Source organism: Streptomyces lydicamycinicus (assembly GCF_000829715.2).
Lineage (GTDB): Bacteria > Actinomycetota > Actinomycetes > Streptomycetales > Streptomycetaceae > Streptomyces > Streptomyces lydicamycinicus.
The window spans coordinates 227,599-253,935 of the sequence record NZ_BBNO01000006.1 but is presented as its reverse complement, the minus strand read 5'-3'; the positions used below and the strand labels follow the sequence as shown (position 1 = coordinate 253,935).

Here is a 26,337-nt window from a genome sequence, read left to right as displayed (position 1 = left end):
TTCCGGCGCGTACCGTCGTACACTTATCGGTCCGGTGGCGGCCGGTCGTATCCCCAGCCGGGGATGGCGACCGGCCCTTTCGTCCCTTGGGGGACGTCGTAACGGAGGTGGATGGATGACCAGCAGCATCCCCGCAGTCGGCACCCGCACGGCCGAAGCCGCGACCCTCCAGGCCGTATTCCTCGATCTGGACGGCACCCTCGTCGACACCGAGGGCTTCTGGTGGGAGGCGGAGGCGGAAGTCTTCGCCGAGCTCGGGCACATCCTCGACGACGCGCACCGCGAGGTCGTGGTGGGCGGCCCGATGACCCGCAGCGCCGGCTATCTGATTCAGGTCACCGGCGTCGACATCAGCCTGACCGAGCTCAGCGTGCTGCTCAACGCCGCCTTCCTGGCGCGGATCGGGCGCGGTGTCCCGCTGATGCCGGGCGCCCGCAGGCTGCTGGCCGAGCTGGCCGCGCACGGGATCCCCACCGCCCTGGTCTCCGCCTCGCACCGCGCCGTCGTCGACCAGATGCTGCACTCACTCGGCCCGGAGAACTTCCGGCTGACCCTGGCCGGCGATGACCTGGAGCGCACCAAACCGCACCCCGAGCCGTATCTGACGGCCGCCGCGCGGCTGGGGGCGGACCCGGCCTGCTGTGCGGTCATCGAGGACACCCTGACCGGGGTGACGGCGGGGGAGGCGGCGGGCTGCCCGGTCGTCGCGGTGCCCTCGGTGACGCCGATCCCGCCGGCCCTGGGGCGTACGGTCGTGCCTTCGCTGGAAGAAGTTGATCTGCCATTTCTCCGGACGCTCATCACGGAAAGCCGCGGCATCGTGCACTGAGCGTACTCCGGGAAAGGCGACGGGAACCGAGGGGAGCGGTCCGCTCATTTTCCGTGACGAATGCGCTGACTGAATTGTTGCTTCGCCATGGATCCTTGAACGCGTGACGTTTCTCACGTGCCGGGCCGTCGACAGCGGGCCCCACAGGTGTTCCAGGGGGTCTCCGGGGTGCTTTCCGCGGGGGTAAGTGTCCGGATTGGTGGAGCAACGTGTGAATCGTTCCGCCGTCCGGATATCGAGCAGCTTGCCATCGTTATCCAGGTGCCATATCGATACAACTCCATTGAGTCCCAATGCGGCTGGCCGTTCCTACTAATGTCGACGCGAGCAACACTGCTGCGCTGATAAGGAACCTGCCGACGATGAATCGCAAGACCCTGGTGCTGCCGGCGCTGGCCGGTCTCCTCGCCCCCGTTCTTGCTGCCTGCGGCGGCTCGGACGGTGCCGGCGAGGGCGTCGATCCGATCGTCGTGGGTGTCGCCACCCACATCGAGGCGACGAAGGCGGCCCCCGCGCCGCTCGACCCGTCGCAGGCCTATGACGTCGACGCGTGGAACGTCATGCGCAGCACGCTCCAGACGCTGATGCGGCTGCCCCGGTCCGGGACCGCCCCGGTGCCCGAGGCCGCCCGGTCCTGCGGGTTCCGTGACACCCAGAACGAGCAGTACCGCTGCACCCTGCGCGACGGCCTGAAGTTTTCGAACGGGCATGCCCTGACGGCGCAGGACGTCAAGTTCTCCATCGACCGCATGAAGACCATCAACAACACCAATGGTCCGGTGTCGTTGCTCGACGGCATCGACAAGGTCGAGGCGCCCAGCGACAGCGAGGTGGTCTTCCACCTCAAGAAGCCGGACGCCACCTTCCCGCAGAAGCTCACCACGCCCGCCGCGGCGATCGTCGACCCCGAGGTGTACCCCAAGGGCCGCCTCTACAGCGGCTTCGACGTGGTCGGCTCCGGCCCGTACACCCTCAAGACCGTGCGCAGCGACAACCGCATCACCAAGGCCGTCTTCACCAGGAACCCCTCCTACAAGGGCGGGGTGCAGGCGAGGAACGAAAAGGTCGAGATGCGCTTCTTCAACGACTCGGTGACCACGGAGAAGGCGCTGCGCAGGGGCAGCATCGACGTGATGAACCGCGGTCTGGCGCCCGACCAGGTCAAGGGCCTGAAAAACGCCCGCGACAAGGGCATCATGCTCCAGGAGATGCCCGGTCAGGAGATCCGCTACCTGGCCTTCAACACCAAGGACCCGGCCGTCTCCAACAAGGCCGTACGGCAGGCGATGGCGCAGCTCATCAACCGCTCGGACCTGGTGCGGAACGTCTACTCGTACACCGGCGACCCGCTGTTCTCGATGGTGCCCACGGGCCTCACCGGGCACATCAACTCGTTCTTCAACAAGTACGGGGACCCCGATGTCGCGGCCGCCCGCAAGACGCTGCGGCAGGCGAACATCACCTCTCCGGTGAAGTTCACCCTCACGTACACCACGAACCACTACGGATCCAGCACCGTCAAGGAGGTCCGTGCGCTACAGAGCCAGCTCAACCGCACCAAGCTGTTCGACATCAGCATCAAGGGCATCGACAGCTGGCAGCAGTTCCGCACCGACGCCCTGGACGGCAAGTACTCCGTCTACAACATGGGCTGGTTCCCGGACATCCCGGATGCCGACAACTACATCGCGCCCTTCATCGGCAAGCAGAACTTCCTCGGCTCCCCTTACCGCAACGGTAAGATCGAGTCGCAGCTGATCCCGTCCAGCCGCCAGCAGTCCGACCGCAACGCCGCGGGGGCCGACTTCAAGCAGGCGCAGGACATCATCGCCGACGACGTACCGCTCCTCCCGCTCTGGCAGGGCAAGCAGTACGTCGCCGCCCGCGATGACATCACCGGCCTCGAGTGGGCCCTCAACTCCGCATCGGGGCTCCAGATCTGGGAGCTCAGCCGCGGCGTCGCCGACTGAGCCGGCGGATTCCACCCATGCAGCACACCACCGCCGTGGCGTCCCCGCCGCGGCCCGACAGGCACGACCCAGAACGTGAGGACCGTTTAGTGAGGAAGCGTGACCAGTGGCTGGCCGCCCCGATCGGGGCGGGGCTGACCACAGCTCTGCTCGCGGTCGCCGGGTGCGGCACGGACGACTCGGGGGCGGCCGGCAACGGCGAGCCCGTGGTCATGGGAATGACGGACAAGGTCGTGTCCACCGACCCGGCGTCGGGCTATGAGCCCGGCTCCTGGCTGTTGTTCAACAACGTCTTCCAGTCCCTGCTGAGCTTCCCCAAGGGAGGCACCACCCCCGAGCCGGAAGCCGCCGAGCGCTGTGGCTTCACCGACAGGGAGAGCAAGGTCTACCGCTGCACCCTGAAGGACGGTCTCACCTTCAGCAACGGCCACCACTTGACGTCCAAGGACGTCAAGTACTCCTTCGACCGCACCCTGCGCATCAAGGACAAGGACGGCCCCGCGCCGATGTTCTCCGCGCTCGACAAGGTCGAGGCCCCGGACACCAAGACCGTGGTCTTCCATCTGAAGACGCCCGACGCGACCTTCCCCATGAAGATAGCCTCCGGCGCCGGCTCCATCGTCGACCACGCGGAGTACCCCGCCGACCGGCTGCGCACCGACGGCAAGGCCGTCGGCTCGGGCGTCTACACCCTCAAGGACTACAACTCCCAGAAGGCCGTCTTCGCCGTCAACGGCTCCTACGAGGGCCCGGCCAAGGTCAAGAACTCCGGGATGACCGTGAAGTTCTTCAACGCTCCCGACGCGCTCAAGAAGGCCGTCGAGAAGGGCGACGTCGATGTCGCCTACCGCGGTCTGGCCATGAAGGACATCGCGGAGCTGAACAACGCCTCGCTGTCGCAGCAGCACGGCACCCAGGTCGTCGAGGGCGCCAGCGCCGAGGTCATGCACCTGGTCTTCAACCTCAAGGACCCGGTCGCTGGCAAGCTCGGCGTCCGTAAGGCGATCGCCTACCTCCTGGACCGCTCGACCCTGGTCCGGGACGTCTACCAGCGCACCGCGGTGCCGCTGTACTCGATCGTCCCGGCCGGCATCACGGGCCACAGCACCTCCTTCTTCAACACCTACGGCGACCGCCCGAAGCCCGACAAGGCGAAGGACGCGCTGCGCTCCGCCGGCTACAACGGCAAGGTGCCGCTCACGCTGTGGGCCACCCCCGAGCGCTACGGCCCCGGCACCGTCCCGGCCTTCGAGGAGATCGCCCAACAGCTCAACGCCAGCGGGCTGTTCAACGCCAAGGTGCGGACCCTGCCCACCGAGGAGTACGAGCAGGGCATGGCCGACGGCAAGTTCGGCGCCTACGTCAAGGGCTGGATCCCCGACTATCCGGACCCCGACAACTTCACCGCGCCGTTCTTCGGCAAGGACAGTGTGGTGGCCAACAACTACAGCTCGCCCACCATCACCGGCCGGCTGCTGCCCAAGACGGCCGACCAGCCGAACCGCGGCGCCACCAAGGACCAGTTCCGGGAGCTCCAGGACATCGTCGCCGAGGACGTGCCGATGATCCCGATCTGGCAGGGCAAGCAGTACGCGGTGGCCCGGGAAGGGGTCTCCGGTCTGGAATGGACCCTGGACCCGTCGACCGTCTTCCGCTTCTGGGAGATCAGCAAGCCGGCCGAGGACTGACCGGACGTCTGCACACCACGGCGGGGCCGGCCCGGGAAATCTCCCCGGGCCGGCCCCGCCGTCGTCCGTCTGCCGGGCCGTCAGGCCCCGCCGCACTACTGCGCGCCGGGGCGCACCAGACCGCTCTCGTACGCGTACACCGCCGCCTGCACCCGGTCGCGCAGCCCCAGCTTCGTCAGCACATGCCCCACATGCGTCTTGACGGTCGTCTCGCTCACGAACAGATCCGCGGCGATCTCCGCGTTCGACAAACCGCGGGCCACCAGCTTCAGCACCTCCACCTCGCGCTCGGTGAGAGTGTGCAGGGTGTCCGGCACCGGCTCCTCGCCCGACGGCAGATGGCCCGCGTACTTGTCCAGCAGCCGGCGGGTGATGCTCGGCGCGAGCATCGCCTCGCCCGCCGCCACCACCCGGATCGCCTGCACCAGCTCATTGGCCGGCGCGTCCTTGAGCAGAAAGCCGCTCGCCCCCGCTCGCAGCGCCTCGACGACATACTCGTCCAGATCGAAGGTCGTCAGCACCAGCACCTTCGCCGGGCCGTCCTTCGCCGGGCCGGTGATCTGCCGGGTCGCCTCGACCCCGTCCATCCGGGGCATCCGGATGTCCATCAGCACCACATCGGGCTGAAGTGCCCGCACCTGCTCCAGTGCCTGGAGGCCGTCCCCGGCCTCCCCGACGACCGCCAGATCCTGCTCCGCCTCCAGAATCATCCGGAATCCCGTACGCAGCAGGGGCTGGTCGTCGACCAGCAGGACGCGGATGGCCACGAGCTCTCCTTCGTTAGATGTCTCCCATTCTGCCCTGCGGCGGCACACCGCCCTCCGCCGGGCGCACCCGGAGCGGATACACCGGGGGAGTGCCGCCGAATTCCGGACAGTGCGCCTGGTGGTCGCACCAGCCGCACAGCTTCGTCGGCCGCGGCCGCCAGTCGCCGCTCACCGTCGCCTGCTGGATCGCCTCCCACAGCGCCAGCAACTTCCGCTCCACGCCCCGCAGATCGGCCTCGACCGGGTCGTACGTCACCACGTCGCCGCTGCCCAGATAGACCAGCTGAAGCCGCCGCGGCACCACACCGCGCAGCCGCCAGACCACCAGGGCGTAGAACTTCATCTGGAACAGCGCGCCCTCGGCGAACTGCGGCCGCGGTGCCTTGCCGGTCTTGTAGTCGACGATCCGCACCTCGCCGGTCGGCGCGACATCCACCCGGTCGATGAAGCCCCGCAGCTGAAGCCCCGAATCCAGCACGGTCTCCACATACAGCTCACGGTCCGCCGGCTCCAGACGCGTCGGGTCCTCCAGCGAGAACCACCGCTCCACCAGCGCCTCGGCCTCCGCCAGCCACCCCGCCAGCCGCACGCCCTCCGCATCGTCCGCGAACAGCTCGGCCAGCTCCGGCCGCTTGGCGAGCAGCTTCTCCCACTCGCCCGGCACCATCGCCCGCGCCCCGGCCGCCGTACGCTCCGCCGCCGGAGCGTCGAAGAGCCGCTCCAGCACCGCATGGACGACCGTGCCCCGGGTCGCCGCCGCGCTCGGCTTCTCCGGCAGCCGATCGATCACCCGGAAGCGGTACAGCAGCGGGCACTGCATGAAATCGCTCGCCCGCGACGGCGACAGCGCCACCGGCGGCCGCGCCCGCTCCCCGTCGCCGGGCCCCGCCCCGGCCGCCGCCGCGCCCGGCTCGCCGTCGCTCCGCCCGCTCTGCGTGTCCGCCCCGGCCTGCTCCGTGCTCCATCCCATGCCACAAAACCCTACGGCCCGCCACTGACAGGCGCGGACGGGTCACGGGCGAAGGGGGTGTCTCTCCGGTCTCCGTGAGCCTGCGAGACACCCCCTGGGGCCCCGCGGCGGACCGGGCCGGGCCGCTCCGCATACCATCGACGGCGGACCCCTTCGCCCTGCATGATCGAGATATCAGGCCGCGCAGGGGCGAATGCCGTAGTCAATGAGGGGACGCCGTGGACGAGAGCGGGAAGTCGCAGGACCCCGAGGAGTCCGTGCGGCCCCAGCCGCCCGAGCCGCCCGAGCGCAACAACGCACCGAAGGGACCCACCCCGGGCAAGAAGAAGAGCGGCGGCGGCATCCTGATGGGCCGTCCTTTCGGCGTGCCCGTCTACGTGGCGCCCAGCTGGTTCCTCGTCGCCGCCCTGATCACCTGGGTCTTCGGCGGCCAGCTGGAGCGCGTGCTGCCCGAGCTCGGCGTAGCGCGCTATCTGGTCTCGCTCTTCTTCGCCGTCGCCTTCTACGCCTCGGTGCTCGTCCACGAGCTGGCCCACACCGTCGCCGCGATCCGCTTCAAGCTCCCCGTACGCCGCATCCAGCTCCAGTTCTTCGGCGGCGTCTCGGAGATCGAGAAGGAGACCGAGACCCCCGGCAGGGAGTTCGTCCTCGCCTTCGTCGGCCCGCTGCTCTCCCTCGTCCTCGCCGGGGTCTTCTACGCGGGCATGCAGCTGGTCGAGCCCGGCACCGTCCCCGGGGTCCTGCTCGCGGGCCTGATGATCTCCAACCTCATCGTCGCGGTCTTCAATCTGCTGCCCGGCCTCCCGCTGGACGGCGGCCGGATGCTGCGCGCCCTGGTCTGGAAGATCACCGGCCGGCCCATGAGCGGCACCATCGCCGCCGCCTGGGTCGGCCGCGCGCTCGCCGTCACCGTCCTCATCGGACTGCCGCTGCTCACCCACACCGGCGCCCTCGGCACCGCCCGCCCCGAGATCGGCGGCGCCGACTCGCTCACCGACGCGCTGCTCGCCGCGATCCTCGCCGCCATCATCTGGACCGGCGCCGGCAACAGCCTGCGCATGGCCCGGCTGCGCGAACGCCTCCCCGACCTCACCGCCCGCACCCTGACCCGGCGCGCCGTCCCCGTCGAGACCGACACCCCGCTCTCCGAGGCGCTGCGCCGCGCCAACGACGCCGGCGCCCGCGCCCTGGTCGTCGTCGACCGCCAGGGCACGCCCACCGCCCTCGTCCGTGAGGCCGCCATCGTCGGTGTCCCCGACCACCGGCGCCCCTGGGTCCCCGTGGGCACCCTCTCCCAGGACCTCAAGGACGGTATGCGGGTCTCCGCCGAACTCGCCGGCGAGGACCTCCTGGAATACCTGCGGGCCACCCCCGCCACCGAGTACCTCGTCGTCGAGGAGACCGGTGAGATCTACGGCGTGCTGTCCACCGGCGACGTCGAGCGGGCCTTCGTCTCGGCCATGGCCCGGAAGGTGGGGGCGTAGGGCCCGGCCGCCCATCGGCCGCGCAGCGCCCGCCCACTGGTCGGCGCGGCCCCGACGGGCCGGTAGGCTGGTCACATGTCCGAACCGACCGGTGCCGCCCGCCGTCGCGGGCCCTTCAAGGTCGGGGACCAGGTCCAGCTCACCGACCCCAAGGGACGCCACTACACCTTCACGCTCGAAGAGGGAAAAAGCTTCCACACCCACAAGGGAGCCTTCCCCCACGACGAGCTGATCGGTGCTCCCGAGGGCAGCGTTGTCCGTACCACCGGGAACGTCGCCTACCTCGCGCTGCGCCCGCTGCTCCCCGACTACGTCCTGTCCATGCCCCGCGGTGCCGCCGTGGTCTACCCCAAGGACGCGGGGCAGATCCTGGCGATGGCCGACATCTTCCCCGGCGCCCGCGTCGTCGAGGCAGGTGTGGGCTCCGGATCGCTCAGCAGCTTCCTGCTGCGCGCCATCGGCGACGACGGCATGCTGCACTCCTACGAGCGCCGCGCCGACTTCGCCGAGATCGCCACGCAGAACGTGGAGCGCTACTTCGGCGGTCCGCACCCCGCGTGGACGCTCACCGTCGGTGACCTCCAGGACAACCTCTCCGACACCGACGTCGACCGCGTCATCCTCGACATGCTCGCCCCCTGGGAGTGCCTGGAGGCCGTCTCCAAGGCCCTGGTTCCCGGTGGCATCCTCTGCGCCTACGTCGCGACGACGACGCAGATGGCCCGCACCGTCGAGGCGATCCGCGAGCACGGCACCTTCAACGAGCCGTCGGCCTGGGAAACCATGGTCCGCACCTGGCACGTCGAGGGCCTCGCCGTCCGCCCGGACCACCGCATGATCGGCCACACCGGCTTCCTGCTGACCGCCCGCCGCCTCGCCGACGGCGTCGAGCCCCCGCTGCGCCGCCGCCGCCCCGCCAAGGGCGCGTACGGCGAGGACTACACGGGCCCCGGCAAGGACGCGGCGGCGGCATCCGGCGGCGGCTCCACCGACCGCGGCTGACCGGCCGGAACCGGCCACCGAACCACCAGGCGCCGCCGACGAGTTCCCGCACGGGAATCCGCCGGCGGCGCCGCTCCGTTTCCACCCCGGATCTGCACGGAAAACTCCGGCCCTGCTGGTTCCTTGCCGCCCCCTCCTGTGGAACGATGCTGGGCACTCCCACCGCCACAGCACTTCACAGGAGTTAGCCCGCGTGCAGCCCATGGCAGGCCAGGACCTCTTGCACACCCAGCCGCGCCCCATGCACTGGCTCGCCACCGCCACCGCCATCTCGGCGGTCGTCGCGGCCGCGTCCTTCGTCCAGCCCTCCGACGCCACAGCCACGACCACCCCCGCCGCCACCGGCCGGCACCCCGCCGCGGCCCCTGACCCGAGCAAGGTGAGCTTCCCGGTCGACTGCGGCCCCAACCGCCTCGACGTGGTGAAAAAGGCCTCCGGAGACCTCGACGGCGACGGCACGACCGAGACCGTCGCGGTGGTCCGCTGCCACAGCGGGATGGGCTCCCCGCCCAGCGGCGTCTACGTCCTCGCGCAGCCGGCCGGGCGCCGGGCCGCCCCGCGGGTCGTGGCGACACTCCTCGCGCCCGCGCAGCAGCGCAGCGTCCAAACCCTCGCCGTCAAGGATGGCGCGATCTCGGCGGCGGTCCTGGGCTACTCCACACGCGACGTCCCGCGCTGCTGCCCGGACGTGCGCAAGAGCGTCAAGTGGCAATGGAAGGGCGGGAAGTTCGTCCAGAGCGAACTCCCCGCCGCCGTGAGCACCCGGCGCATCTGACCGGTCACACGGTGTGCGCGCCGGGAGCGTTCCGCTCCGGCGGGGCTACTCCGCGTCCGGGCCGTAGACCTCGACCAGGTCCTTGACGCGGCGGACGTGGATGCAGTCCCCGGGGCACTCCTTCGCGGAATCTCGCACGTCATCGAGCAGCTTCAGCGGGACGGGCGTTGTGGCCCCCTTGTCCTGGAGCAGCTCGTCATCGGTGCTCTTGACGTAGGCCAGACCGTCGATGTCGAGCTCGAAGACCTCCGGCGCGTACTGCGCACAGATGCCGTCCCCGGTGCACAGATCCTGGTCGATCCATACTTCCAGCTCTGGGGCTTCGTCCTGCGCGGTCATCTCGCCTGCCGTTCCTGCGTACGTGAACCGTTTTTGTCTAAGTGGCGCCAGCCCTGACGGGTGTTGACCAAGTCGACGATACAACCGCTCGCTTTCCGATGTTGTTGGGTGGGTATTCCCTTGGCGTGAGGACGTGCGCAAGGGTGAAGATCGGACACGCCCCGACAGTCTTTTCGATCTAGGGGTTTCAACCTGCACCGGCCCAGGTAGGGTCAGGAAGCGTCCAGCTCCTTGGAGGAGGTGAGGACCGTGGCAGCCCACGACGACGACATCAACCGCGGCATCCGGCCGGGGCGAGGGTCTGAAGATCCCGCCGGCCAGGTTGCCTATCTTGAGCAGGAGATCGCCGTCCTGCGACGCAAGCTCGCCGACTCTCCGCGTCACACGAGGATTCTCGAAGAGCGGATCGTCGAGCTGCAGACCAACCTGGCCGGCGTCTCGGCGCAGAACGAGCGTCTCGCCAATACTCTCCGCGAGGCCCGCGACCAGATCGTCGCCCTGAAGGAGGAAGTGGACCGGCTCGCGCAGCCGCCGGCCGGCTTCGGGGTCTTCCTTCAGACGAACGATGACGGCACGGTCGACATTTTCACCGGCGGCAGAAAGCTCCGGGTGAATGTCAGCCCCAGTGTGGAGACCGAGGACCTCAGGCGCGGCCAAGAGGTCATGCTCAATGAAGCGCTCAACGTGGTCGAGGCCATGGAGTTCGAGAGCGCCGGCGACATCGTCACCCTCAAGGAGATCCTTGAGGACGGCGAGCGCGCCCTGGTGATCGGGCACACCGACGAGGAGCGGGTGGTGAGGCTCGCCGAGCCGCTGCTGGACATCACCATCCGCCCCGGCGACGCCCTGCTCCTCGAGCCCCGCTCCGGCTACGTCTACGAGGTCATCCCGAAGAGCGAGGTCGAGGAACTCGTCCTCGAAGAGGTCCCGGACATCGACTACACCAAGATCGGCGGTCTGGGCGGCCAGATCGAACTGATCCGGGACGCGGTCGAGCTTCCGTACCTCTACCCCGACCTCTTCAAGGAGCACGAACTCCGCCCGCCCAAGGGTGTCTTGCTCTACGGCCCACCCGGCTGCGGCAAGACGCTCATCGCCAAGGCGGTCGCCAACTCCCTTGCCAAGAAGGTCGCCGAGGTGACCGGGCAGCCCGCGGGGAAGAGCTTCTTCCTCAACATCAAGGGCCCCGAGCTGCTCAACAAGTACGTCGGTGAGACGGAGCGGCACATCCGGCTGGTCTTCCAGCGCGCCAGGGAAAAGGCGAGCGAGGGCACCCCCGTCATCGTCTTCTTCGACGAGATGGACTCCCTCTTCCGCACCCGTGGCTCCGGCGTCAGCTCGGACGTGGAGAACACCATCGTCCCGCAGCTGCTCTCCGAGATCGACGGTGTCGAGGGCCTCGAAAACGTGATCGTGATCGGCGCCTCGAACCGCGAGGACATGATCGACCCGGCGATCCTGCGCCCCGGCCGTCTCGACGTGAAGATCAAGATCGAGCGCCCGGACGCGGAGGCCGCCAAGGACATCTTCTCGAAGTACCTCACGGAAAGGCTGCCGCTGCACTCCGACGATCTCGCCGAACACGGCGACTCGCGGAAGGCCGCAGTGAGCGGAATGATCCAGTCGGTCGTCGAGCAGATGTATGCGGAATCCGAGGAAAATCGCTTCCTGGAGGTCACCTACGCCAATGGTGACAAGGAAGTCCTTTACTTCAAGGACTTCAACTCCGGTGCGATGATCGAAAACATCGTAGGACGTGCGAAGAAGATGGCCATCAAGGCCTTCCTCGAACACAATCAGAAGGGGCTTCGGGTTTCCCACCTCCTCCAGGCATGCGTGGATGAGTTCAAGGAGAACGAGGACCTGCCCAACACCACCAACCCGGACGACTGGGCCCGGATCTCCGGAAAGAAGGGCGAGCGGATCGTATACATCCGTACGCTGGTGACCGGAAAGCAGGGCGCAGACACCGGTCGCTCCATCGATACGGTGGCGAATACCGGCCAATACCTGTAACACCGCTCTCCGGCTGCGGATGTCCTGCACGGGGCGTCCGCAGCCGGACGCTTTTCCGGGGGCGCCAGAACCGCTCCCTATAAGGGCGCGGTGAACCAGGGAAAACCGGACTGGAGCAATGACTGTAATGATCTCCCCAGCGCCGCTAAGGCGTTCTAGGCTCATCGGTACCGCTGCGTCACGCTGTGCGGGCGTGGGGCACGCACACGGACCGGAAGCACAGCGGTACTTGAGCGCCGACCCCATCCGGGGGCGCCGCCGGGCTAGGAGGGCCGCATGACTGTACGGCGAGTAATGGGAATCGAGACGGAGTACGGGATCTCCGTCCCCGGCCACCCGAACGCCAATGCCATGCTCACCTCGTCCCAGGTCGTCAACGCCTACGCGGCCGCGATGCACCGGGCACGCCGTGCCCGCTGGGATTTCGAGGAGGAGAACCCGCTGCGGGACGCCCGCGGCTTCGACCTCGCACGGGAAAACGCCGACGCCAGCCAGCTCACGGACGAGGACATCGGCCTGGCCAATGTGATTCTCACGAATGGCGCCAGGCTCTACGTCGACCACGCCCACCCCGAATACAGCGCCCCCGAGGTCACCAATCCGCGCGACGCCGTCCTGTGGGACAAGGCCGGCGAGCGGATCATGGCCGAGGCCGCCGATCGGGCCGCCCAGGTCCCCGGCGCCCAGCCCATCCACCTCTACAAGAACAACACCGACAACAAGGGCGCCTCCTACGGCACGCACGAGAACTATCTGATGAAACGGGAGACCCCGTTCTCGGACATCGTGCGGCACCTGACGCCGTTCTTCGTCTCCCGCCAGGTGGTCACCGGCGCCGGCCGGGTCGGTATCGGCCAGGACGGCCACGAGCACGGCTTCCAGCTCAGCCAGCGCGCCGACTACTTCGAGGTGGAGGTCGGCCTGGAGACGACGCTCAAGCGGCCGATCATCAATACCCGCGACGAACCGCACGCGGACGCGGAGAAATACCGCCGGCTCCACGTGATCATCGGCGACGCCAACCTCTCCGAGATCTCGACCTATCTGAAGCTGGGCACCACCTCGCTGGTGCTCTCCATGATCGAGGACGGGTTCATCGCCGTCGATCTGGCCGTCGACCAGCCCGTCCGCACCCTCCACCAGGTCTCCCACGACCCCACCCTGCAACATCTGATCACGCTCCGCAGCGGCCGCACGCTCACCGCCGTCCAGCTCCAGATGGAGTACTTCGAGCTGGCCCGCAAATACATCGAGGACCGTTACGGAGCGGATGCGGACGACCAGACCAAGGACGTCCTGACCAGGTGGGAGGACGTGCTCGGCCGGCTGGAGAACGATCCGATGAGCCTGTCCGGCGAGCTGGACTGGGTCGCCAAGCGTGAGCTCATGGAGGGCTACCGGCGCCGGGACGGCCTGGACTGGGACGCGGCGCGGCTGCACCTCATCGACCTCCAGTACGCCGACGTGCGCCCCGACAAGGGCCTGTACAACCGTCTGGCGGCCCGCGGCAAGATGAAGCGGCTCCTGGACGAGCCGGACGTCACCCGGGCGGAGCAGAAGCCCCCGGAGGACACCAGGGCGTACTTCCGCGGCCGCTGCCTGGAGCAGTACGCGGACGATGTCGCGGCGGCCTCCTGGGATTCGGTCATTTTCGATCTGCCCGGTCGTGACTCCCTGCAACGGGTTCCCACACTGGAGCCGCTGCGGGGGACCCGTAAGCACGTCAAGGAGCTCCTTGACCGCTGCCGTACCGCAGAGGAGCTGGTCAGGACGCTCTCCGGTCGCTGAGCCGCGGCAGGTGCACGACAAATTTCGTGGCGATCCGCGGCCGATCCACGGCTGAAATCGTCGCGGGGCGGGAATCATCGAGGTGACTCCCGGGCGTTGCAACAAGTGCAGGGCCGATGTCGGACCCTGCTTGTAGGGTCGGATCTTGAAGGTCACATCGAGCGGGGCGAACCGAGCGGGGTGAGGGACATGGCGACCAAGGACAGCGGCGGCGGACAGGCCAAGGCCACGCGTTCCACCGAAGAGGTCGAGGAGCAGACGCAGGACGCGGAGGCTTCGGAAGACCTCAAGGAACGCCAGGAAAAATTGTCGGACGACGTGGATTCCGTCCTGGACGAAATCGACGATGTGCTCGAAGAGAACGCCGAGGACTTCGTTCGGAGCTTCGTGCAAAAGGGCGGGGAGTAGAGCGGACCGGAGACGTTCGATGCAGGGGGGCCGAAGCGTTGCGCGCGGTGCGGAAGGGAATGACCGCGCGCAGCCTTCGGGCGACAGCCGGGGAGATGCGACGGCCGCCAGGACCGCGGCACCTCGTACGCCCGGGAACGCACCACGGCACGTGCCCGCCGCAGCGGTGGGAATGCCGAACACCGAAAGCCGGTCCGCCGGCCCCGGCGGGTGCGGGCGCCGCCGGGCGGGCGCGATGATCACGGAGCGCCCGGTCTCCGCCCGATCCGTCCCGAGCCGGGCCCCGGGCATGTGGATCACACCCCCGATACGGGTAAGGTCCGAGGCGTACGGTGCATCAACTGCAACTCGGCACTCGGCAAGTTGAGGGATGACCCCGTCGCCATGCGCAGGGCCATCGCATATCCGGAAGGAAACGTGTGGAAGCCAATACTCGAAGCACCGGGCGTCTACCAGCTGCCTTCCTGACGCCTGGATCCTCGTCGTTCATGGATTTCCTCGGCGCGCACTCGCCCGATCTGCTGCCGGGCAATCGCCCGCTGCCGCCGGTACAGGGTGCCATCGAGGCGCCGCACGGCACGACGATCGTCGCCGCGGCGTTCCCCGGGGGCGTGGTGCTCGCCGGTGACCGGCGGGCGACCATGGGCAATGTCATCGCGCAGCGTGACATCGAGAAGGTTTTCCCGGCCGACGAGTATTCGGCGGTCGGCATCGCGGGCACGGCAGGCCTCGCGGTGGAAATGGTCAAGCTCTTCCAGCTGGAACTGGAGCACTTCGAGAAGGTCGAAGGTGCCCAACTCTCCCTGGAGGGCAAGGCGAATCGTCTGTCGACGATGATTCGCAGCAATCTCGGGATGGCCATGCAGGGCCTGGCCGTGGTGCCGTTGTTCGCCGGCTATGACCTGGACCGCGAGAAGGGCCGTATCTTCTCGTACGACGTCACCGGCGGGCGCTCGGAAGAGCATGGTTTCGCGGCGACGGGTTCCGGCTCGCTCTTCGCGCGCAGCGCCCTGAAGAAGCTCTTCCAGGAGGACTTCACGGAGGATCAGACGGTCACGGCCGTCGTCCAGGCGCTCTATGACGCCGCGGACGACGACTCGGCGACCGGCGGACCGGACATGGCGCGGCGGATCTACCCGATCGTCACGGTGATCACCGAGGACGGCTTCAAGAAGCTGACCGAATCCGAGGTCGCGGAGGTCGCCCGTGCCATTCATGAGCGCCGCATGGAGCAGCCCGACGGTCCGCGCGCCGCGCTGCTCTGACGGGACGGATGTTCCGCAATGCTCCCCCAGCTCCCGCTGGGTGTGCCCCCAGCCACTGAGAGAGCTCTTGACAGGAAGGGACGGATAGCCGGTGTCGACGCCGTTCTATGTCTCACCCCAGCAGGCCATGGCCGATCGCGCCGAATACGCCCGCAAGGGCATCGCGCGCGGCCGCAGTGTCGTGGTGCTGCAATACACCGACGGCGTGGTCTTCGTCGCCGAGAATCCCTCCCGCGCCCTGCACAAGGTCAGCGAGATCTATGACCGGATCGCCTTCGCGGCCGTCGGCAAATACAACGAGTTCGAGAATCTGCGGATCGGCGGTGTGCGCTATGCCGATCTGCGGGGTTACACCTACGACCGGGAGGACGTGACCGCGCGGGGCCTGGCGAATGTCTACGCCCAGACGCTCGGCACGATCTTCTCCAGCGCCGCCGAGAAGCCGTACGAGGTCGAGCTGATCGTGGCCGAGGTCGGCAGCGCGCCCGAGGAGGACCAGATCTACCGGCTGCCGCACGACGGCTCGATCGTGGACGAGCACGGGTCGGTGGCCGTCGGTGGCAATGCCGACCAGATCAGCAGCTATCTCGACCAGCGGCACCGCGACGGCATGACGCTGGCCGAGGCGCTGAAGCTGGCGGTGGAGTCGCTGTCGCGGGACACCAACGGCGGTGAGCGCACCCTGACCGCCGAACAGCTCGAGGTCGCCACGCTCGACCGCACGCGACCGCAGCAGCGCAAGTTCAAGCGGATCCTGGGGCGGCAGCTGTCGCGGCTCCTGGACGAGCACGCAGCCGCGGGCGCCAAGGAGCCGGCGGCGGACGCGGACGCCGGTGCCGGCGAGGCCGGGGCGTCCGACGAGGGAACCGGCGGCAAGGGCGCCAAGGGCAAGGACGACTCCGACGGGGAGTCCGGCCCGCTGCTCTGACGAGGTACCGCTTTCGAGGCCCGGTTCACGCGCCCCGGTGGGTCACTGCCCGCCGGGGCGTGTGGCATGTCCGGGGGCGTCCTGGGGCGGGGCCGTGGAGCCGCGGGTGACCAGTTCCACGGGCAGCGTGGGGGCGTTTGCCGGGCGTCCGTCGAGCACCGTCATCAGGGCCCGCATCCCGGCCTCGCCGAACTCCTCGGCGGGCAGCCGTACGGTCGTCAGCTCGGGTTCGACGGCGACGGCCAGGGCCAGGTCGTCGAAGCCGGTGACGGAGACGTCTTCGGGGACGCGCAGGCCCAGGCGGCGGACGGCCTTGCAGGCGCCAGCGGCGATGATGTCGTCGTCGCAGAGGAGCGCCGTGGGGCGGGGGCCGGGCCCGGTGAGGGCGGCGTGCGCGGCGTGCAGCCCGGCGTCCACGCCGAGGGCGGCCGGCTGACGGCGCAGCAGAGCGCCGGGGACGCCCTGGAGGCTCTCGGCGACGGCGCGGGCGCGCACCTCGAAGGTCCAGGACCGGACATCGGCCGCGAGGTGGGTGATGCGGCGGTGGCCGAGGGCGGTCAGATGGCCGGTCAACTGTCGTACGCCGTGGGCGATATCGAGGTTGACGGTGGCGCCGGCCCGGTCGTCGGCGGGGTCGCTGTCCAGCATGACCAGCGGCAGATCCGCGTCCCGGAGCGCGGTGAGCGCCTCGGCGGCCATGGACGAGGCGATCACCCCGTCCAGGGTGGCCGCGGCGGAGTCGAACGGGTCGCGGGCGGGGCCGATGCCCTCGGGGGAGGGGTAGAGGACCACGCCGAAGCCGTGCTCGGCGGCGACCCGGGCCGCGCCGGTGTAGACGCGGGCGAAGAACTCGGTGGTCAGGGCGGGGACGACCAGCAGCACCGTGCGGGTGCGGCCCATCCGCAGGCTGCGGGCGGCGAGGTTGGGCCGGTAGCCCAGCTCGCGGGCGGCGGCGCGGACGGCTTCCGCCTTGCCGGGGGAGACCCGGCCGCGCCATTTGCCGCCCAGGACGAGCGAGACGGCGGCCTGGGAGACCCCGGCGGCGCGGGCCACGTCCCGGCTGGTGACGCGGGCGGCTGCCGGGCCGCCGGGGCGCGCGGCGCCGGCCGTGTGCGCACCGGGGGACGGTGCGGCCTCGTTGCTGCTCACCGGGTGTCTTGCTCCTCACGTTCGGCCACCGCGAGTGGACCGCGGGTTGGCGTCATGGTACGTATAACGCCGAAGGTTATACGTAACACGTCCGGTCCGGCCGGACAGGAAAGGGGCGCGGATGGCCGCGGGATACGCGGAGCTGCTCAGGACCCGGCATGCGGCCCGGCTCCTGGCGGGGACGCTGGTCGGCAGGCTGCCGAACGCCACCGCGGCGCTGGCCGTGGTCCTCTTCGTCCGCGCCGAGGGCGGCAGCTACGCCCTGGCCGGTGCGCTGTCCGCCGTCTACGGCGTCTGTAACGCCATGGGTCAGCCGCTGCTCGGCCGGGCCGTGGACCTCCACGGACAGCCGCGGGTGATGCTGCCCGCCTCGGTGCTCTCCGCGCTCGGCATGGTGCTGCTGGCGGCCGTCGGCCTGGATGTGCTGTGGCTCGCCTACGCCGCCATGGTGATCGCCGGATTCTTCACCCCGCCCCTGGAAGGCGGTCTGCGGGCGCTGTGGCCCGGGGTCCTCAAGCGCGCGGACCGGGTGCACGCCGCCTACGCCCTGGATGCGGTGGCCCAGGAAGTCATGTTCGCGGTGGGGCCCTTGCTGGTGACGCTGTGCGTGGCGGCCTGGTCGGAGGGGGCGGCACTGCTGGTGATCAATCTGCTCGGAGTGCTCGGCGCGCTCTCCGTCGTCGTCTCCGCGCCCTCCCGGCAGTGGCGCAGCGGGCCCCGGGAGGCGCACTGGCTGGGGGCGCTGCGCTCGGCCGGGATGCTGGTGCTGATCGGGGCGTTCCTCTTCGTGGGGCTGGCCATGGGGGCGATCGCGGTCGCGGCGGTGGCGTACGCCGATGAGCACGGCGGCGGAATGGTCTCCAGCGCGCTGCTGTCCGCGCTCGGTGTCGGCGCGCTGGCCGGCGGCCTCGTCTACGGCGCCCGGGAGTGGCCGGGGCGGCCGGAGAGCCGGCTGCGGCTGCTGGTCTGTCTGCTGGCGGTGGGCTATGTGCCGCTGGTGCTGGTGCCGGACGTGGTCGGGATGACGGTGCTGACCGGTGTCGCCGGTGTGTTCCTGGCGCCGGCGCTGGCCTGTGCGTTCGTCGTGGTGGACCGGCACGCGCCCAAGGGCACGGTGACGGAGGCGTTTTCCTGGCTGGTGACGACGTTCGGCGTCGGAGCGGCGGTGGGATCCGCGGTGGTGGGCCCGGCGGTGGAGAGCGGCGGCGCGGGCGCGGGCTTCGCGGTGGCGGGGGCCGGCGGGATCGCCGCGATGCTCGTGCTTTTGTCGACGAAGCGATTTCTCGGGGATCCCGTACGGGGGACGGCCGGGACCGCCACGGCGGAAAATGATCGAAACGGTGCGGCCGAACCCGGTTTCAGAGCAGGCCGTCAGGCGTAATGTTCAGTCATGGACCGCCGCATTTTCGGGCTGGAGAACGAGTACGGCGTCACGTGCACGTTCAGGGGACAGCGCCGACTGTCGCCTGACGAAGTGGCGCGGTACCTCTTCCGCCGTGTCGTGTCATGGGGCCGCAGCAGCAATGTCTTCCTGCGGAACGGCGCCCGCCTGTACTTGGACGTGGGTTCGCACCCGGAATACGCAACTCCCGAGTGCGACAACGTGACCGAGCTGGTCACCCACGACAAGGCCGGCGAGCGCATTCTCGAAGGCCTGCTCGTCGACGCCGAGCGCCGCCTGCATGAGGAGGGAATCGCGGGCGACGTCTATCTCTTCAAGAACAACACCGATTCGGCGGGAAACTCCTACGGCTGCCACGAGAATTATCTCGTCGCCCGCCACGGCGAGTTCTCCCGGCTCGCGGACATCCTCATTCCGTTTCTCGTCACCCGTCAGCTGCTGTGCGGCGCGGGCAAGGTGCTACAGACTCCGCGCGGCGCCGTCTACTGCGTCAGCCAGCGTGCGGAGCACATCTGGGAGGGCGTCTCCTCGGCGACCACCCGCTCCCGGCCGATCATCAATACCCGCGATGAGCCGCATGCGGACGCCGAGCGCTATCGCCGGCTCCATGTCATCGTCGGTGACTCCAACATGTCCGAGACGACCATGATGCTGAAGGTCGGGGCCACCGATCTCGTGCTGCGCATGATCGAGGCGGGCACGGTCATGCGCGATCTGACGCTGGAGAACCCGATCCGGGCCATTCGTGAGGTCAGCCATGACATCACCGGGCAGCGCAAGGTGCGGCTGGCCAGCGGGCGCGAGGCATCCGCGCTGGAGGTCCAGCAGGAGTACTACGAAAAGGCCGTGGATTTCTGCGACCGCCGCGGAATCCGTACCGGCCTCGTCGAGCGGGTCCTGGAGCTGTGGGGCCGTACGCTCGAAGCGATCCGGGACGAGGACCTCGACCGTGTCTCGACCGAGATCGACTGGGTGATGAAACATCAGCTCATCGAGCGGTACCGGACGAAGAACAACATCACCATGTCGCACCCCCGAGTGGCGCAGATAGACCTCGCGTATCACGACATCCACCGTCGGCGGGGGCTCTATTACCTCCTGGAGCGGAAGGGCCAAGCGGCGCGGATCTGCAATGACTTGAAGATCTTCGAGGGCAAGTCGGTGCCGCCGCAGACCACCCGTGCCAGGCTGCGTGGCGACTTCATTCGCCGGGCGCAGGAGCAGCGCCGCGATTTCACGGTCGACTGGGTGCACCTCAAGCTCAATGACCAGGCGCAGCGCACGGTGCTGTGCAAGGACCCGTTCCGCTCGGTGGACGACCGGGTGGAGAAGCTGATCGCAGGAATGTGACCAGCTGCGGGTCGTATGCCGCTGCCGGTATCGGAGAGGATTCCGTGGGTAACTCAGAGTGCGGATCCGACCCGGTCGAGTGACGGCGTTCCGAGCGTGTGGTGCCGGTGAGAGTGCTGACCGGATGGGAAAGTGGCGGGGTCCGTGTGACACGGCCCCGCCACTTTCCCGTGGCGTGGCTAGAGTGGCTCCGTCCATTCATTGATCGCAGCCCGTTTTGAGGGATATACGTGCGCCGACGCCGAATCGCAGCCCTGATCGCCGTGCCCCTGCTCCTCGTTTCCGCAGCGGCCTGCGGCAATGACGACTCATCCGAGGGCGGCTCAGCGCCGAAGGTGAGTGGGCAGGCGGATGCCAAGCCCAAGGTCGACAAGGGTGAGGGCGCCCCGCCCAAGAAGCTTCAGGTCAAGGTCCTCAAAAAGGGCGACGGGCCGGCGGTGAAGAAGGGCGAGGCCCTCAACGCCAACTACCTCGGCCAGACCTGGGAGGGCAAGGCCTTCGACAACAGCTGGGACCGCGGCGCGCCGGCGACCTTCGAGATCGGCAGCGGCAAGGTCATCAAGGGCTGGGACGAGGGCTTGGTGGGCCAGAAGCTCGGCAGCCGAGTCGAGTTGGTCATCCCGCCGGACAAGGGCTACGGCGCGCAGGCCCAGCAGAACATCCCGGCCAACTCCACGCTGGTCTTCGTCGTCGACCTCAAGAAGATCATGCCGAGCAAGATCGACGGCAAGCCGGTCGCGCAGGACAACAGCGATCTCCCCAAGGTCGGCACCAACATCGACGGCAAGGCGCCGAAGATCACCCTCCCCAAGGGCCAGGACGCGCCGAAGGACGTCGAGAGCGCGACGATCATCAAGGGCAAGGGCGCGACGGTCGATGCGAAGAGCACCGTGCGGGCCCACTACACGGCGGTCACCTGGAAGGACGGCAAGGTGGTCGCCGACACCTGGGCGCCGGGGCAGCCCGGGGCGCAGGACGTGCCGGTCGCACAGCTGCCGGGCTGGAAGGAAGGGCTCAAGGGCAAGAAGGCCGGCAGCCGGGTGCTGGTCGTGGTGCCGAAGAGCAAGCTGACCGCTGACCAGCAGAAGTCCATCGGTTCCGACGTGGTGTTCTCGGTGGATGTCCTCAGCGTGAACTGACGCTGATCTGCGAGACTGGCGCCGTAATCGTAAAGATTCGTAAGTAGGAGCACATCCGTGAGCATCGACAAGCCCGAGATCGACTTTCCTGAGGGCCCGGCTCCCACCGAGCTCGAGATCGTGGACCTGAGGGAGGGCGACGGGCCGGTCGCCAAGGCCGGGGACACCGTCTCCGTCCACTACGTCGGCGTGTCCTTCAGCACCGGCGAGGAGTTCGACGCCAGCTGGAACCGCGGCAAGCCGCTCCAGTTCCAGCTGGGCGCCGGCCAGGTCATCGCCGGCTGGGACCAGGGCGTGCAGGGCATGAAGGTCGGCGGCCGCCGCCGGCTGACCATCCCCGCGCACCTCGCGTACGGCGACCGTGGCGCCGGCGGCGGCCGGATCGCCCCCGGCGAGACGCTGATCTTCGTCTGCGACCTGGTGTCCGTCTGAGACCAGGTGCCGGTCGCCCCGCGCGACCGCTGCTGACGTGACCGAGGGCCCGTGCCGCGATGGCACGGGCCCTCGTCCGGCTTTTGCCCTGGCCACCGCGAGCGGTACGGTCAACGATCGGAAGTTCAAACGAGAAAGGGCGTCGATGGCCATTGCCAAGGCCGAGCGGCTGATGAATCTGGCGCTGTGCCTGCTGGGGACGCGACGCCCGCTGACCAAACGTGAACTGCGGTCGTCCATCGAGGCCTATATCGAGGCGAACAGCGACGACTCGTTCAACCGCATGTTCGAGCGGGACAAGGACGATCTGCGCGAGCTGGGCCTGGTCATCGAGACCGTCGAGGGCATCGAGGGCGACATCGGCTATCTCGCCCGCCGCGACAGCAACCGCCTGCCCCCGATCACCCTGGACGCCGAGGAAGCCGCCGCCCTGGGGCTCGCCGCCAAGATCTGGCAGCAGGCCCGGCTGGCGGGCGCCGCCAGCGGCGCGCTCCAGAAGCTGCGCGCCGCCGGAATGCCGCTGGCCGGGGACGGTGCCGACTACGACGCCGGACAGCCGCACAGCGCGCTGGAACCCCGCATCCCTGCCCATGAGGCCGCCTTCGAGCCGCTGATGCTGGCCTGCCGCGACCGCCGCCCGGTCGTCTTCGACTACCGCAAGTCGAATGCCGCCCACCCCGAGCAGCGGCAGGTCGAACCCTGGATCCTCGAATGCTGGCGGGGCCATTGGTACGTCGCCGGCTGGGACCGCGAGCGGCAGGCCGAGCGGGTCTTCCGGCTCTCCCGGATCACCGGCAAGGTCCGTTCCCGGCAAGGGGCGTTCACCGCGCCGGTGCCCGATCACGTCACCGTCCGCGAGACCGTCGAGAGCTGGGCCGGCGAGACCGCCACCGGCACCGCCCGGATCAGGCTGCGGGCCGAGCACGGGTACCCGCTGCGCGCCCGTGCGCTCACCGTCCGCGAGCTGGGCGACGGCTGGGACGAGCTGGAGATCCCCAACGGGCACGGACTCGACGCCTGGCTCGTGGAGTTCGGCCCCGACGTGGTCGTCCTGGAACCCGCGGAACTGCGCGCCGATGTCATCGACCGGCTGCGTGCCGTGGCCAAGGGCTGAGAGGGATACGAGACCCATGGCGACGAACGCCATCGACCAGACCCGCCGGATGCTGTCCCTGGTGACCTACCTGCGTGAGCGCCCCGGCGCCCGCGTCGGGGACGTCGCCCGCGCCTTCGGCATCACCGAGGACGAGCTGATCGCCGACCTCGACGTCCTGCCGATGTGCGGCACCAGCTTCCGCGGCGGCGACCTCCTGGACATCGACACCGACGGCGACCGTATCTGGTGGCACAACCCCGACGATGTCGCCGAGCCGCTGCGGCTGGCCGCCGACGAGGCCACCGCCCTGCTGGTCGCGGCCCGCGCGGTGGCCACCCTGCCCGGACTCCGCGAGGGCGACCGGCAGGCGCTGCTGCGGGCCACCGCCAAGCTGGAGGCGGCGGCCGGTGAGGCGGCCGGCGCCAGCTCCCGGCTCTCGGTGACCTTCGAATCCGAGGGCGGGGTGTTCGCCGACGTCGACCGCGCCATCGCCGAGCGGCGGCGGCTGTGGCTGCGCTACTACTCCCCGGCACGCGACGAGCTGACCGAGCGCGAGGTGGACCCGATCCGGCTCTTCGCCGTCGGCCACACGTACGTGGAAGCCTGGTGCCGGCTCTCGGAGGCCCGGCGCACCTTCCGGCTCGACCGGGTCGCCGAGATCAAGCTGCTGGACGCCCCCGCCGACCCTCCCCCGGTCGAGCTGCGTGACCTGTCGGAGGGCCTGGTGCAGCCCGCGGCCGAGGACCCCGAGGTCTCCGTCGAGGTCGGGCCCGGCGGCCGCTGGGTCGCCGAGTACTACCCGCACGACAGCGCCGAGGAACTGCCCGACGGCGGCCTGCGCATCACCCTGCGCACCCCCGACCCGGCCTCCCTGCGGCGGCTGGCCCTGCGGCTGGGCCGGGACGGCCGGATCGTGGCGCCGCAGGCCCTCGCCGACAGCGCGCGGCAGGCCGCCGAGCAGGCCCTCGCGGCGTACGGCGAGTGAGCGCGGCGGGCCGGGCGCGCCGTGCGGCCCGGGGCGAAGGACGAGGCAGCGAAGGATGACGATGGTGACCACCACCTTGCCGGGCCGGCCCGCTCCGGTGCTCTACAAGGCAGCCTGCCCGGACTGCCGGGGCCGCTTCGAACTGGCCTCGGACGCGTTCCGGCTGGCGATCGGCGCCAGCCGCCGCACCACCTTCTACTCCTTCACCTGCCCCGACTGCCGCCGCGCGGTGCGCAAACCGGCCGGCGAGCGGATCATCGAGCTGCTCACCGGCGGCGGGGTCCGCACGCTGCGGCTGCACACGGGCTGACCGTTAGGCTCGTCCCATGCTCTGGCCCATGATCGCAATCGCCCTCGGCTTCGCCGGGCTCGCCGTGCTCGGCATCCTCGCCGTCCGCGTCTTCGTCGAAGTGCGACGGCTGGCCCGCCAGGTCGGGGCCACCTCGGAGCGGATCCAGCGGGCCAGCGAAGACCTGGAACGGGCGGCGGTGCCGCTCGCCTCCCGGATGCACGAGGCGGGCCGCGACTGAGATGTCGCGGTCCGGATGCGCGCCCTGCTCCGCCGGAGAGCAGAAGGGTAGGCTTTCCTCTGCGGTTCACGGCGCGCGACAGTCGAGGCAATTCGGAAGATGCACGGGCATTGCCCGGCGTTCACCACCGAACGTTACGATCGAGCGAGCCAGCACCAGGACGCCAGTCCGACCCCATTCGGCAGGCACCACAGCAGACGCCGCCCCGGCGAGAAGGTAGTCGCAGATGTTGAGCAACTTGAGGGCCCCCGAGATCATTCTGATCCTCGTCGTCATTGTGCTGCTGTTCGGTGCGAAGAAGCTTCCGGACATGGCGCGTTCGCTCGGCAAGTCCGCTCGCATCCTCAAGAGCGAGGCCAAGGCGATGAAGAAGGAGGGCGGCGACGCGGACGGTGGCGCCACCTCCGGCACCTCCTCCGAGGCTTCCGCCGATGCTGCTCAGCAGGCTCCTCGTACGATTCAGGCGGCTCCCGGTGATGTGAGCAGCTCGCGCCCCGTGGCCGAGCCGAACCGCACCAACCAGAGCTGACCGATCCGATCCAGTCGCCCCGGCCCGGTCGGCGGCGGCTGATGTACGAGACGAGGAAGTGGGTTGCTCAAGTCTGCCCGCAAGCAGGAGAAGGACCCCGAGGGGCGGATGCCGCTCGCGGCGCATCTGCGTGAGCTGCGTAACCGGCTGCTGAAATCGGTGCTGGCGATCATGGTGATCACCGTCATCGCGATGTGGCAGTACGACGCGATCGCCCACTTCGTCACGGGCCCGGTCATCGAATCGGTCGGCTGCTCCAAGGAACCCTCCGGCCCGCGCACCCACCCCTGTGCCCAGGTCGTGGCGAACGGTCTGCTCGCACCGTTCACGATCATGCTCAAGGTGTCCCTCACCACCGGTGTCGTCATCGCCACCCCGGTGTGGCTCTACCAGCTCTGGGCTTTCCTCGCGCCGGGTCTCCACCGGCACGAGAAGAAGTACGCCCTCGGCTTCGTCGGTGCCGGTGCCCCGCTCTTCCTGGGCGGCGCGTACCTCGCCTACGCGGTCCTGCCGACCACCGCGGGCGCGCTGGTCGGCCTGACCCCCAGCGACTGGGCCAACTTCTTCCCCGCTGACGAGTTCTTCGACATCGTCACGCGGATGGTTCTGGTCTTCGGCCTCGCCTTCGAGCTGCCGCTGCTCCTGGTGCTGCTCAACTTCGGCGGGGTGCTCACCGGCAGCCGGATCCTGAGCTGGTGGCGGTTCATGGTGCTGGGCATCACGGTGTTCGCGGCCCTCGCCACGCCGACCGGTGATCCGCTGACCATGGGGCTGCTGGCCGCGCCGATCGTGGTGCTGTACTTCGGCGCCGTCGGCATCTGCCTCTTCAACGACCGTCGCCGCAAGCTCGGCAACCCGGACGCGGGGCTGAGCGATGACGAGGCCTCGGAGCTCGATCTGACGCCCGACGAGGTCGGGGAGATCGAGCCGGTTGCCTCCCGGCGGATGCTGCCGGAGCAGGCGAGTGGTGAGGCGGGCGAGAACGGTGCGGGGCGCCGTGGCGGGTACGACGACTTCACGTGATGGGTTGTGGCTTGGCGTAGTCGGCGTCGGGGGTGATCGGTCCGTCGTTTGGCTGCGGGTGTTTTGTGGCTGGGCGCGCAGTTCCCCGCGCCCCTAAGGGGGCGCCGTGCGTTGTTTGGTGCGGCCGCGTTGTGGTTGGCGTCGTTGCGGGGTGCGTGGTTGCCGCGGGTGTCGGAGGGGACGCACCGGGGCCCGTCCTCGGCGCGGGCGACGCGGGTGCGTGGGATTGATTGCCCCGGTGTTTGCTCCGGTCCTGCGGGCGGGCCCCGGTACATCCCCTCCGACCGTCCAGCGTTGCCGGCTGCCGGACGGTGGCACCGTCCGTCACAGACCACCTCGGCCCGCGCCCAAGCTGCGGCGGACAGCTCGGCCAGATGCCTGCCAAGGGGTGCCGCTGCACGGCCGCCGTAACGGTCATCGGTACGGCGGGAGGGCCGCGCACGGACGGTGGTCGGAGGGGATGTCCGGTGCCC

26 protein-coding genes are annotated in these 26,337 nt (G+C 69.3%); 22 read left to right on the top strand and 4 right to left on the bottom strand.

Features of this window, described 5'->3' with window-relative positions; translation table 11 throughout:
- Positions 1-115: 115 nt before the first annotated feature.
- From TU31_RS21565 to TU31_RS21555, 3 genes are all read left to right on the top strand, one after another.
- Complete coding sequence (locus TU31_RS21565) at positions 116-829, top strand: HAD family hydrolase (protein WP_042157166.1); 714 nt, start codon at positions 116-118, stop codon at positions 827-829.
- A 362-nt stretch (positions 830-1,191) separates the two neighbouring features.
- The gene (locus TU31_RS21560; protein WP_042157164.1) at positions 1,192-2,799 is read left to right on the top strand and encodes an ABC transporter substrate-binding protein; all 1,608 of its coding nucleotides are present in this window, start codon (positions 1,192-1,194) and stop codon (positions 2,797-2,799) included.
- A gap of 89 nt (positions 2,800-2,888) precedes the next feature.
- Positions 2,889-4,487 carry an ABC transporter substrate-binding protein gene (locus tag TU31_RS21555; RefSeq protein ID WP_042157163.1) on the top strand — a complete coding sequence of 533 codons (1,599 nt, stop codon included), beginning with the start codon at positions 2,889-2,891 and terminating at the stop codon, positions 4,485-4,487.
- Between the two features lie 95 nt (positions 4,488-4,582).
- Here the strand turns inward: TU31_RS21555 and TU31_RS21550 are convergent, their stop codons facing one another.
- Both TU31_RS21550 and TU31_RS21545 read right to left on the bottom strand, forming a co-directional pair.
- Positions 4,583-5,254 carry a response regulator gene (locus tag TU31_RS21550; protein WP_018087782.1) on the bottom strand — a complete coding sequence of 224 codons (672 nt, stop codon included), beginning with the start codon at positions 5,252-5,254 and terminating at the stop codon, positions 4,583-4,585.
- 13 nt (positions 5,255-5,267) lie between these two features.
- A complete protein-coding gene (locus tag TU31_RS21545) occupies positions 5,268-6,224 on the bottom strand; it encodes a RecB family exonuclease (protein ID WP_042157161.1) in 957 nt (318 codons plus the stop codon).
- Positions 6,225-6,442: 218 nt separating this feature from the next.
- Here TU31_RS21545 and TU31_RS21540 point away from each other — a divergent pair, with 218 nt between their 5' ends.
- The 3 genes from TU31_RS21540 to TU31_RS21530 all read left to right on the top strand — a co-directional run bounded on the left by TU31_RS21540 (position 6,443) and on the right by TU31_RS21530 (position 9,485).
- Complete coding sequence (locus tag TU31_RS21540) at positions 6,443-7,708, top strand: site-2 protease family protein (protein ID WP_107070728.1); 1,266 nt, start codon at positions 6,443-6,445, stop codon at positions 7,706-7,708.
- Between the two features lie 75 nt (positions 7,709-7,783).
- Positions 7,784-8,710 (top strand): tRNA (adenine-N1)-methyltransferase, encoded by a 927-nt coding sequence (locus tag TU31_RS21535; protein WP_042157160.1) that lies wholly within the window; start codon positions 7,784-7,786, stop codon positions 8,708-8,710.
- A 202-nt stretch (positions 8,711-8,912) separates the two neighbouring features.
- Positions 8,913-9,485, top strand: coding sequence for a hypothetical protein (locus TU31_RS21530; RefSeq protein ID WP_078885886.1), 573 nt, complete (start codon positions 8,913-8,915; stop codon positions 9,483-9,485).
- Between the two features lie 45 nt (positions 9,486-9,530).
- Here the strand turns inward: TU31_RS21530 and TU31_RS21525 are convergent, their stop codons facing one another.
- Complete coding sequence (locus TU31_RS21525) at positions 9,531-9,824, bottom strand: ferredoxin (protein WP_042157156.1); 294 nt, start codon at positions 9,822-9,824, stop codon at positions 9,531-9,533.
- 249 nt (positions 9,825-10,073) lie between these two features.
- Here TU31_RS21525 and arc point away from each other — a divergent pair, with 249 nt between their 5' ends.
- From arc to prcA, 6 genes are all read left to right on the top strand, one after another.
- Positions 10,074-11,840 carry a proteasome ATPase gene (arc, locus tag TU31_RS21520; RefSeq protein ID WP_042157154.1) on the top strand — a complete coding sequence of 589 codons (1,767 nt, stop codon included), beginning with the start codon at positions 10,074-10,076 and terminating at the stop codon, positions 11,838-11,840.
- Positions 11,841-12,116: 276 nt separating this feature from the next.
- On the top strand, positions 12,117-13,628 hold the full coding sequence (dop, locus tag TU31_RS21515) for a depupylase/deamidase Dop (protein WP_078885885.1): 1,512 nt from the start codon (positions 12,117-12,119) through the stop codon (positions 13,626-13,628).
- Between the two features lie 189 nt (positions 13,629-13,817).
- A complete protein-coding gene (locus tag TU31_RS21510) occupies positions 13,818-14,036 on the top strand; it encodes a ubiquitin-like protein Pup (RefSeq protein WP_042157149.1) in 219 nt (72 codons plus the stop codon).
- A 210-nt stretch (positions 14,037-14,246) separates the two neighbouring features.
- Positions 14,247-14,504, top strand: coding sequence for an endonuclease domain-containing protein (locus TU31_RS37000; RefSeq protein ID WP_042157148.1), 258 nt, complete (start codon positions 14,247-14,249; stop codon positions 14,502-14,504).
- Complete coding sequence (gene prcB, locus TU31_RS21500; protein ID WP_042157146.1) at positions 14,456-15,301, top strand: proteasome subunit beta; 846 nt, start codon at positions 14,456-14,458, stop codon at positions 15,299-15,301. The genes TU31_RS37000 and prcB overlap by 49 nt, the downstream gene beginning before the upstream one ends.
- Positions 15,302-15,392: 91 nt before the next feature.
- Positions 15,393-16,229 (top strand): proteasome subunit alpha, encoded by an 837-nt coding sequence (prcA, locus tag TU31_RS21495; RefSeq protein ID WP_042157144.1) that lies wholly within the window; start codon positions 15,393-15,395, stop codon positions 16,227-16,229.
- A gap of 42 nt (positions 16,230-16,271) precedes the next feature.
- On the opposite strand, the gene TU31_RS21490 is transcribed toward prcA, so the two are convergent.
- Positions 16,272-17,378 (bottom strand): LacI family DNA-binding transcriptional regulator, encoded by a 1,107-nt coding sequence (locus TU31_RS21490; RefSeq protein ID WP_042157142.1) that lies wholly within the window; start codon positions 17,376-17,378, stop codon positions 16,272-16,274.
- Positions 17,379-17,499: 121 nt separating this feature from the next.
- Between TU31_RS21490 and TU31_RS21485 the strand changes: the two genes are divergently transcribed.
- The 10 genes from TU31_RS21485 to tatC all read left to right on the top strand — a co-directional run bounded on the left by TU31_RS21485 (position 17,500) and on the right by tatC (position 25,864).
- A complete protein-coding gene (locus TU31_RS21485; RefSeq protein ID WP_042157140.1) occupies positions 17,500-18,759 on the top strand; it encodes an MFS transporter in 1,260 nt (419 codons plus the stop codon).
- 9 nt (positions 18,760-18,768) lie between these two features.
- Positions 18,769-20,130 (top strand): Pup--protein ligase, encoded by a 1,362-nt coding sequence (gene pafA / locus TU31_RS21480; RefSeq protein ID WP_042157138.1) that lies wholly within the window; start codon positions 18,769-18,771, stop codon positions 20,128-20,130.
- Between the two features lie 230 nt (positions 20,131-20,360).
- Positions 20,361-21,269 carry an FKBP-type peptidyl-prolyl cis-trans isomerase gene (locus tag TU31_RS21475; protein WP_063770815.1) on the top strand — a complete coding sequence of 303 codons (909 nt, stop codon included), beginning with the start codon at positions 20,361-20,363 and terminating at the stop codon, positions 21,267-21,269.
- 57 nt (positions 21,270-21,326) lie between these two features.
- A complete protein-coding gene (locus TU31_RS21470; protein WP_042157134.1) occupies positions 21,327-21,701 on the top strand; it encodes an FKBP-type peptidyl-prolyl cis-trans isomerase in 375 nt (124 codons plus the stop codon).
- A gap of 145 nt (positions 21,702-21,846) precedes the next feature.
- A complete protein-coding gene (locus TU31_RS21465) occupies positions 21,847-22,815 on the top strand; it encodes a helix-turn-helix transcriptional regulator (RefSeq protein ID WP_042157132.1) in 969 nt (322 codons plus the stop codon).
- Positions 22,816-22,831: 16 nt separating this feature from the next.
- A complete protein-coding gene (locus TU31_RS21460) occupies positions 22,832-23,782 on the top strand; it encodes a helix-turn-helix transcriptional regulator (protein ID WP_042157131.1) in 951 nt (316 codons plus the stop codon).
- Positions 23,783-23,837: 55 nt separating this feature from the next.
- Entirely contained in the window at positions 23,838-24,092 is a 255-nt protein-coding gene (locus TU31_RS21455; RefSeq protein WP_042157128.1) for a hypothetical protein, read from the top strand.
- Between the two features lie 16 nt (positions 24,093-24,108).
- On the top strand, positions 24,109-24,312 hold the full coding sequence (locus TU31_RS21450) for a hypothetical protein (protein WP_042157126.1): 204 nt from the start codon (positions 24,109-24,111) through the stop codon (positions 24,310-24,312).
- A gap of 226 nt (positions 24,313-24,538) precedes the next feature.
- A complete protein-coding gene (tatA, locus tag TU31_RS21445) occupies positions 24,539-24,841 on the top strand; it encodes a Sec-independent protein translocase subunit TatA (protein WP_042157124.1) in 303 nt (100 codons plus the stop codon).
- A gap of 63 nt (positions 24,842-24,904) precedes the next feature.
- Positions 24,905-25,864, top strand: a complete 960-nt coding sequence (gene tatC, locus TU31_RS21440) for a twin-arginine translocase subunit TatC (protein ID WP_042157123.1) — start codon at positions 24,905-24,907, stop codon at positions 25,862-25,864.
- Positions 25,865-26,337: the final 473 nt, after the last annotated feature.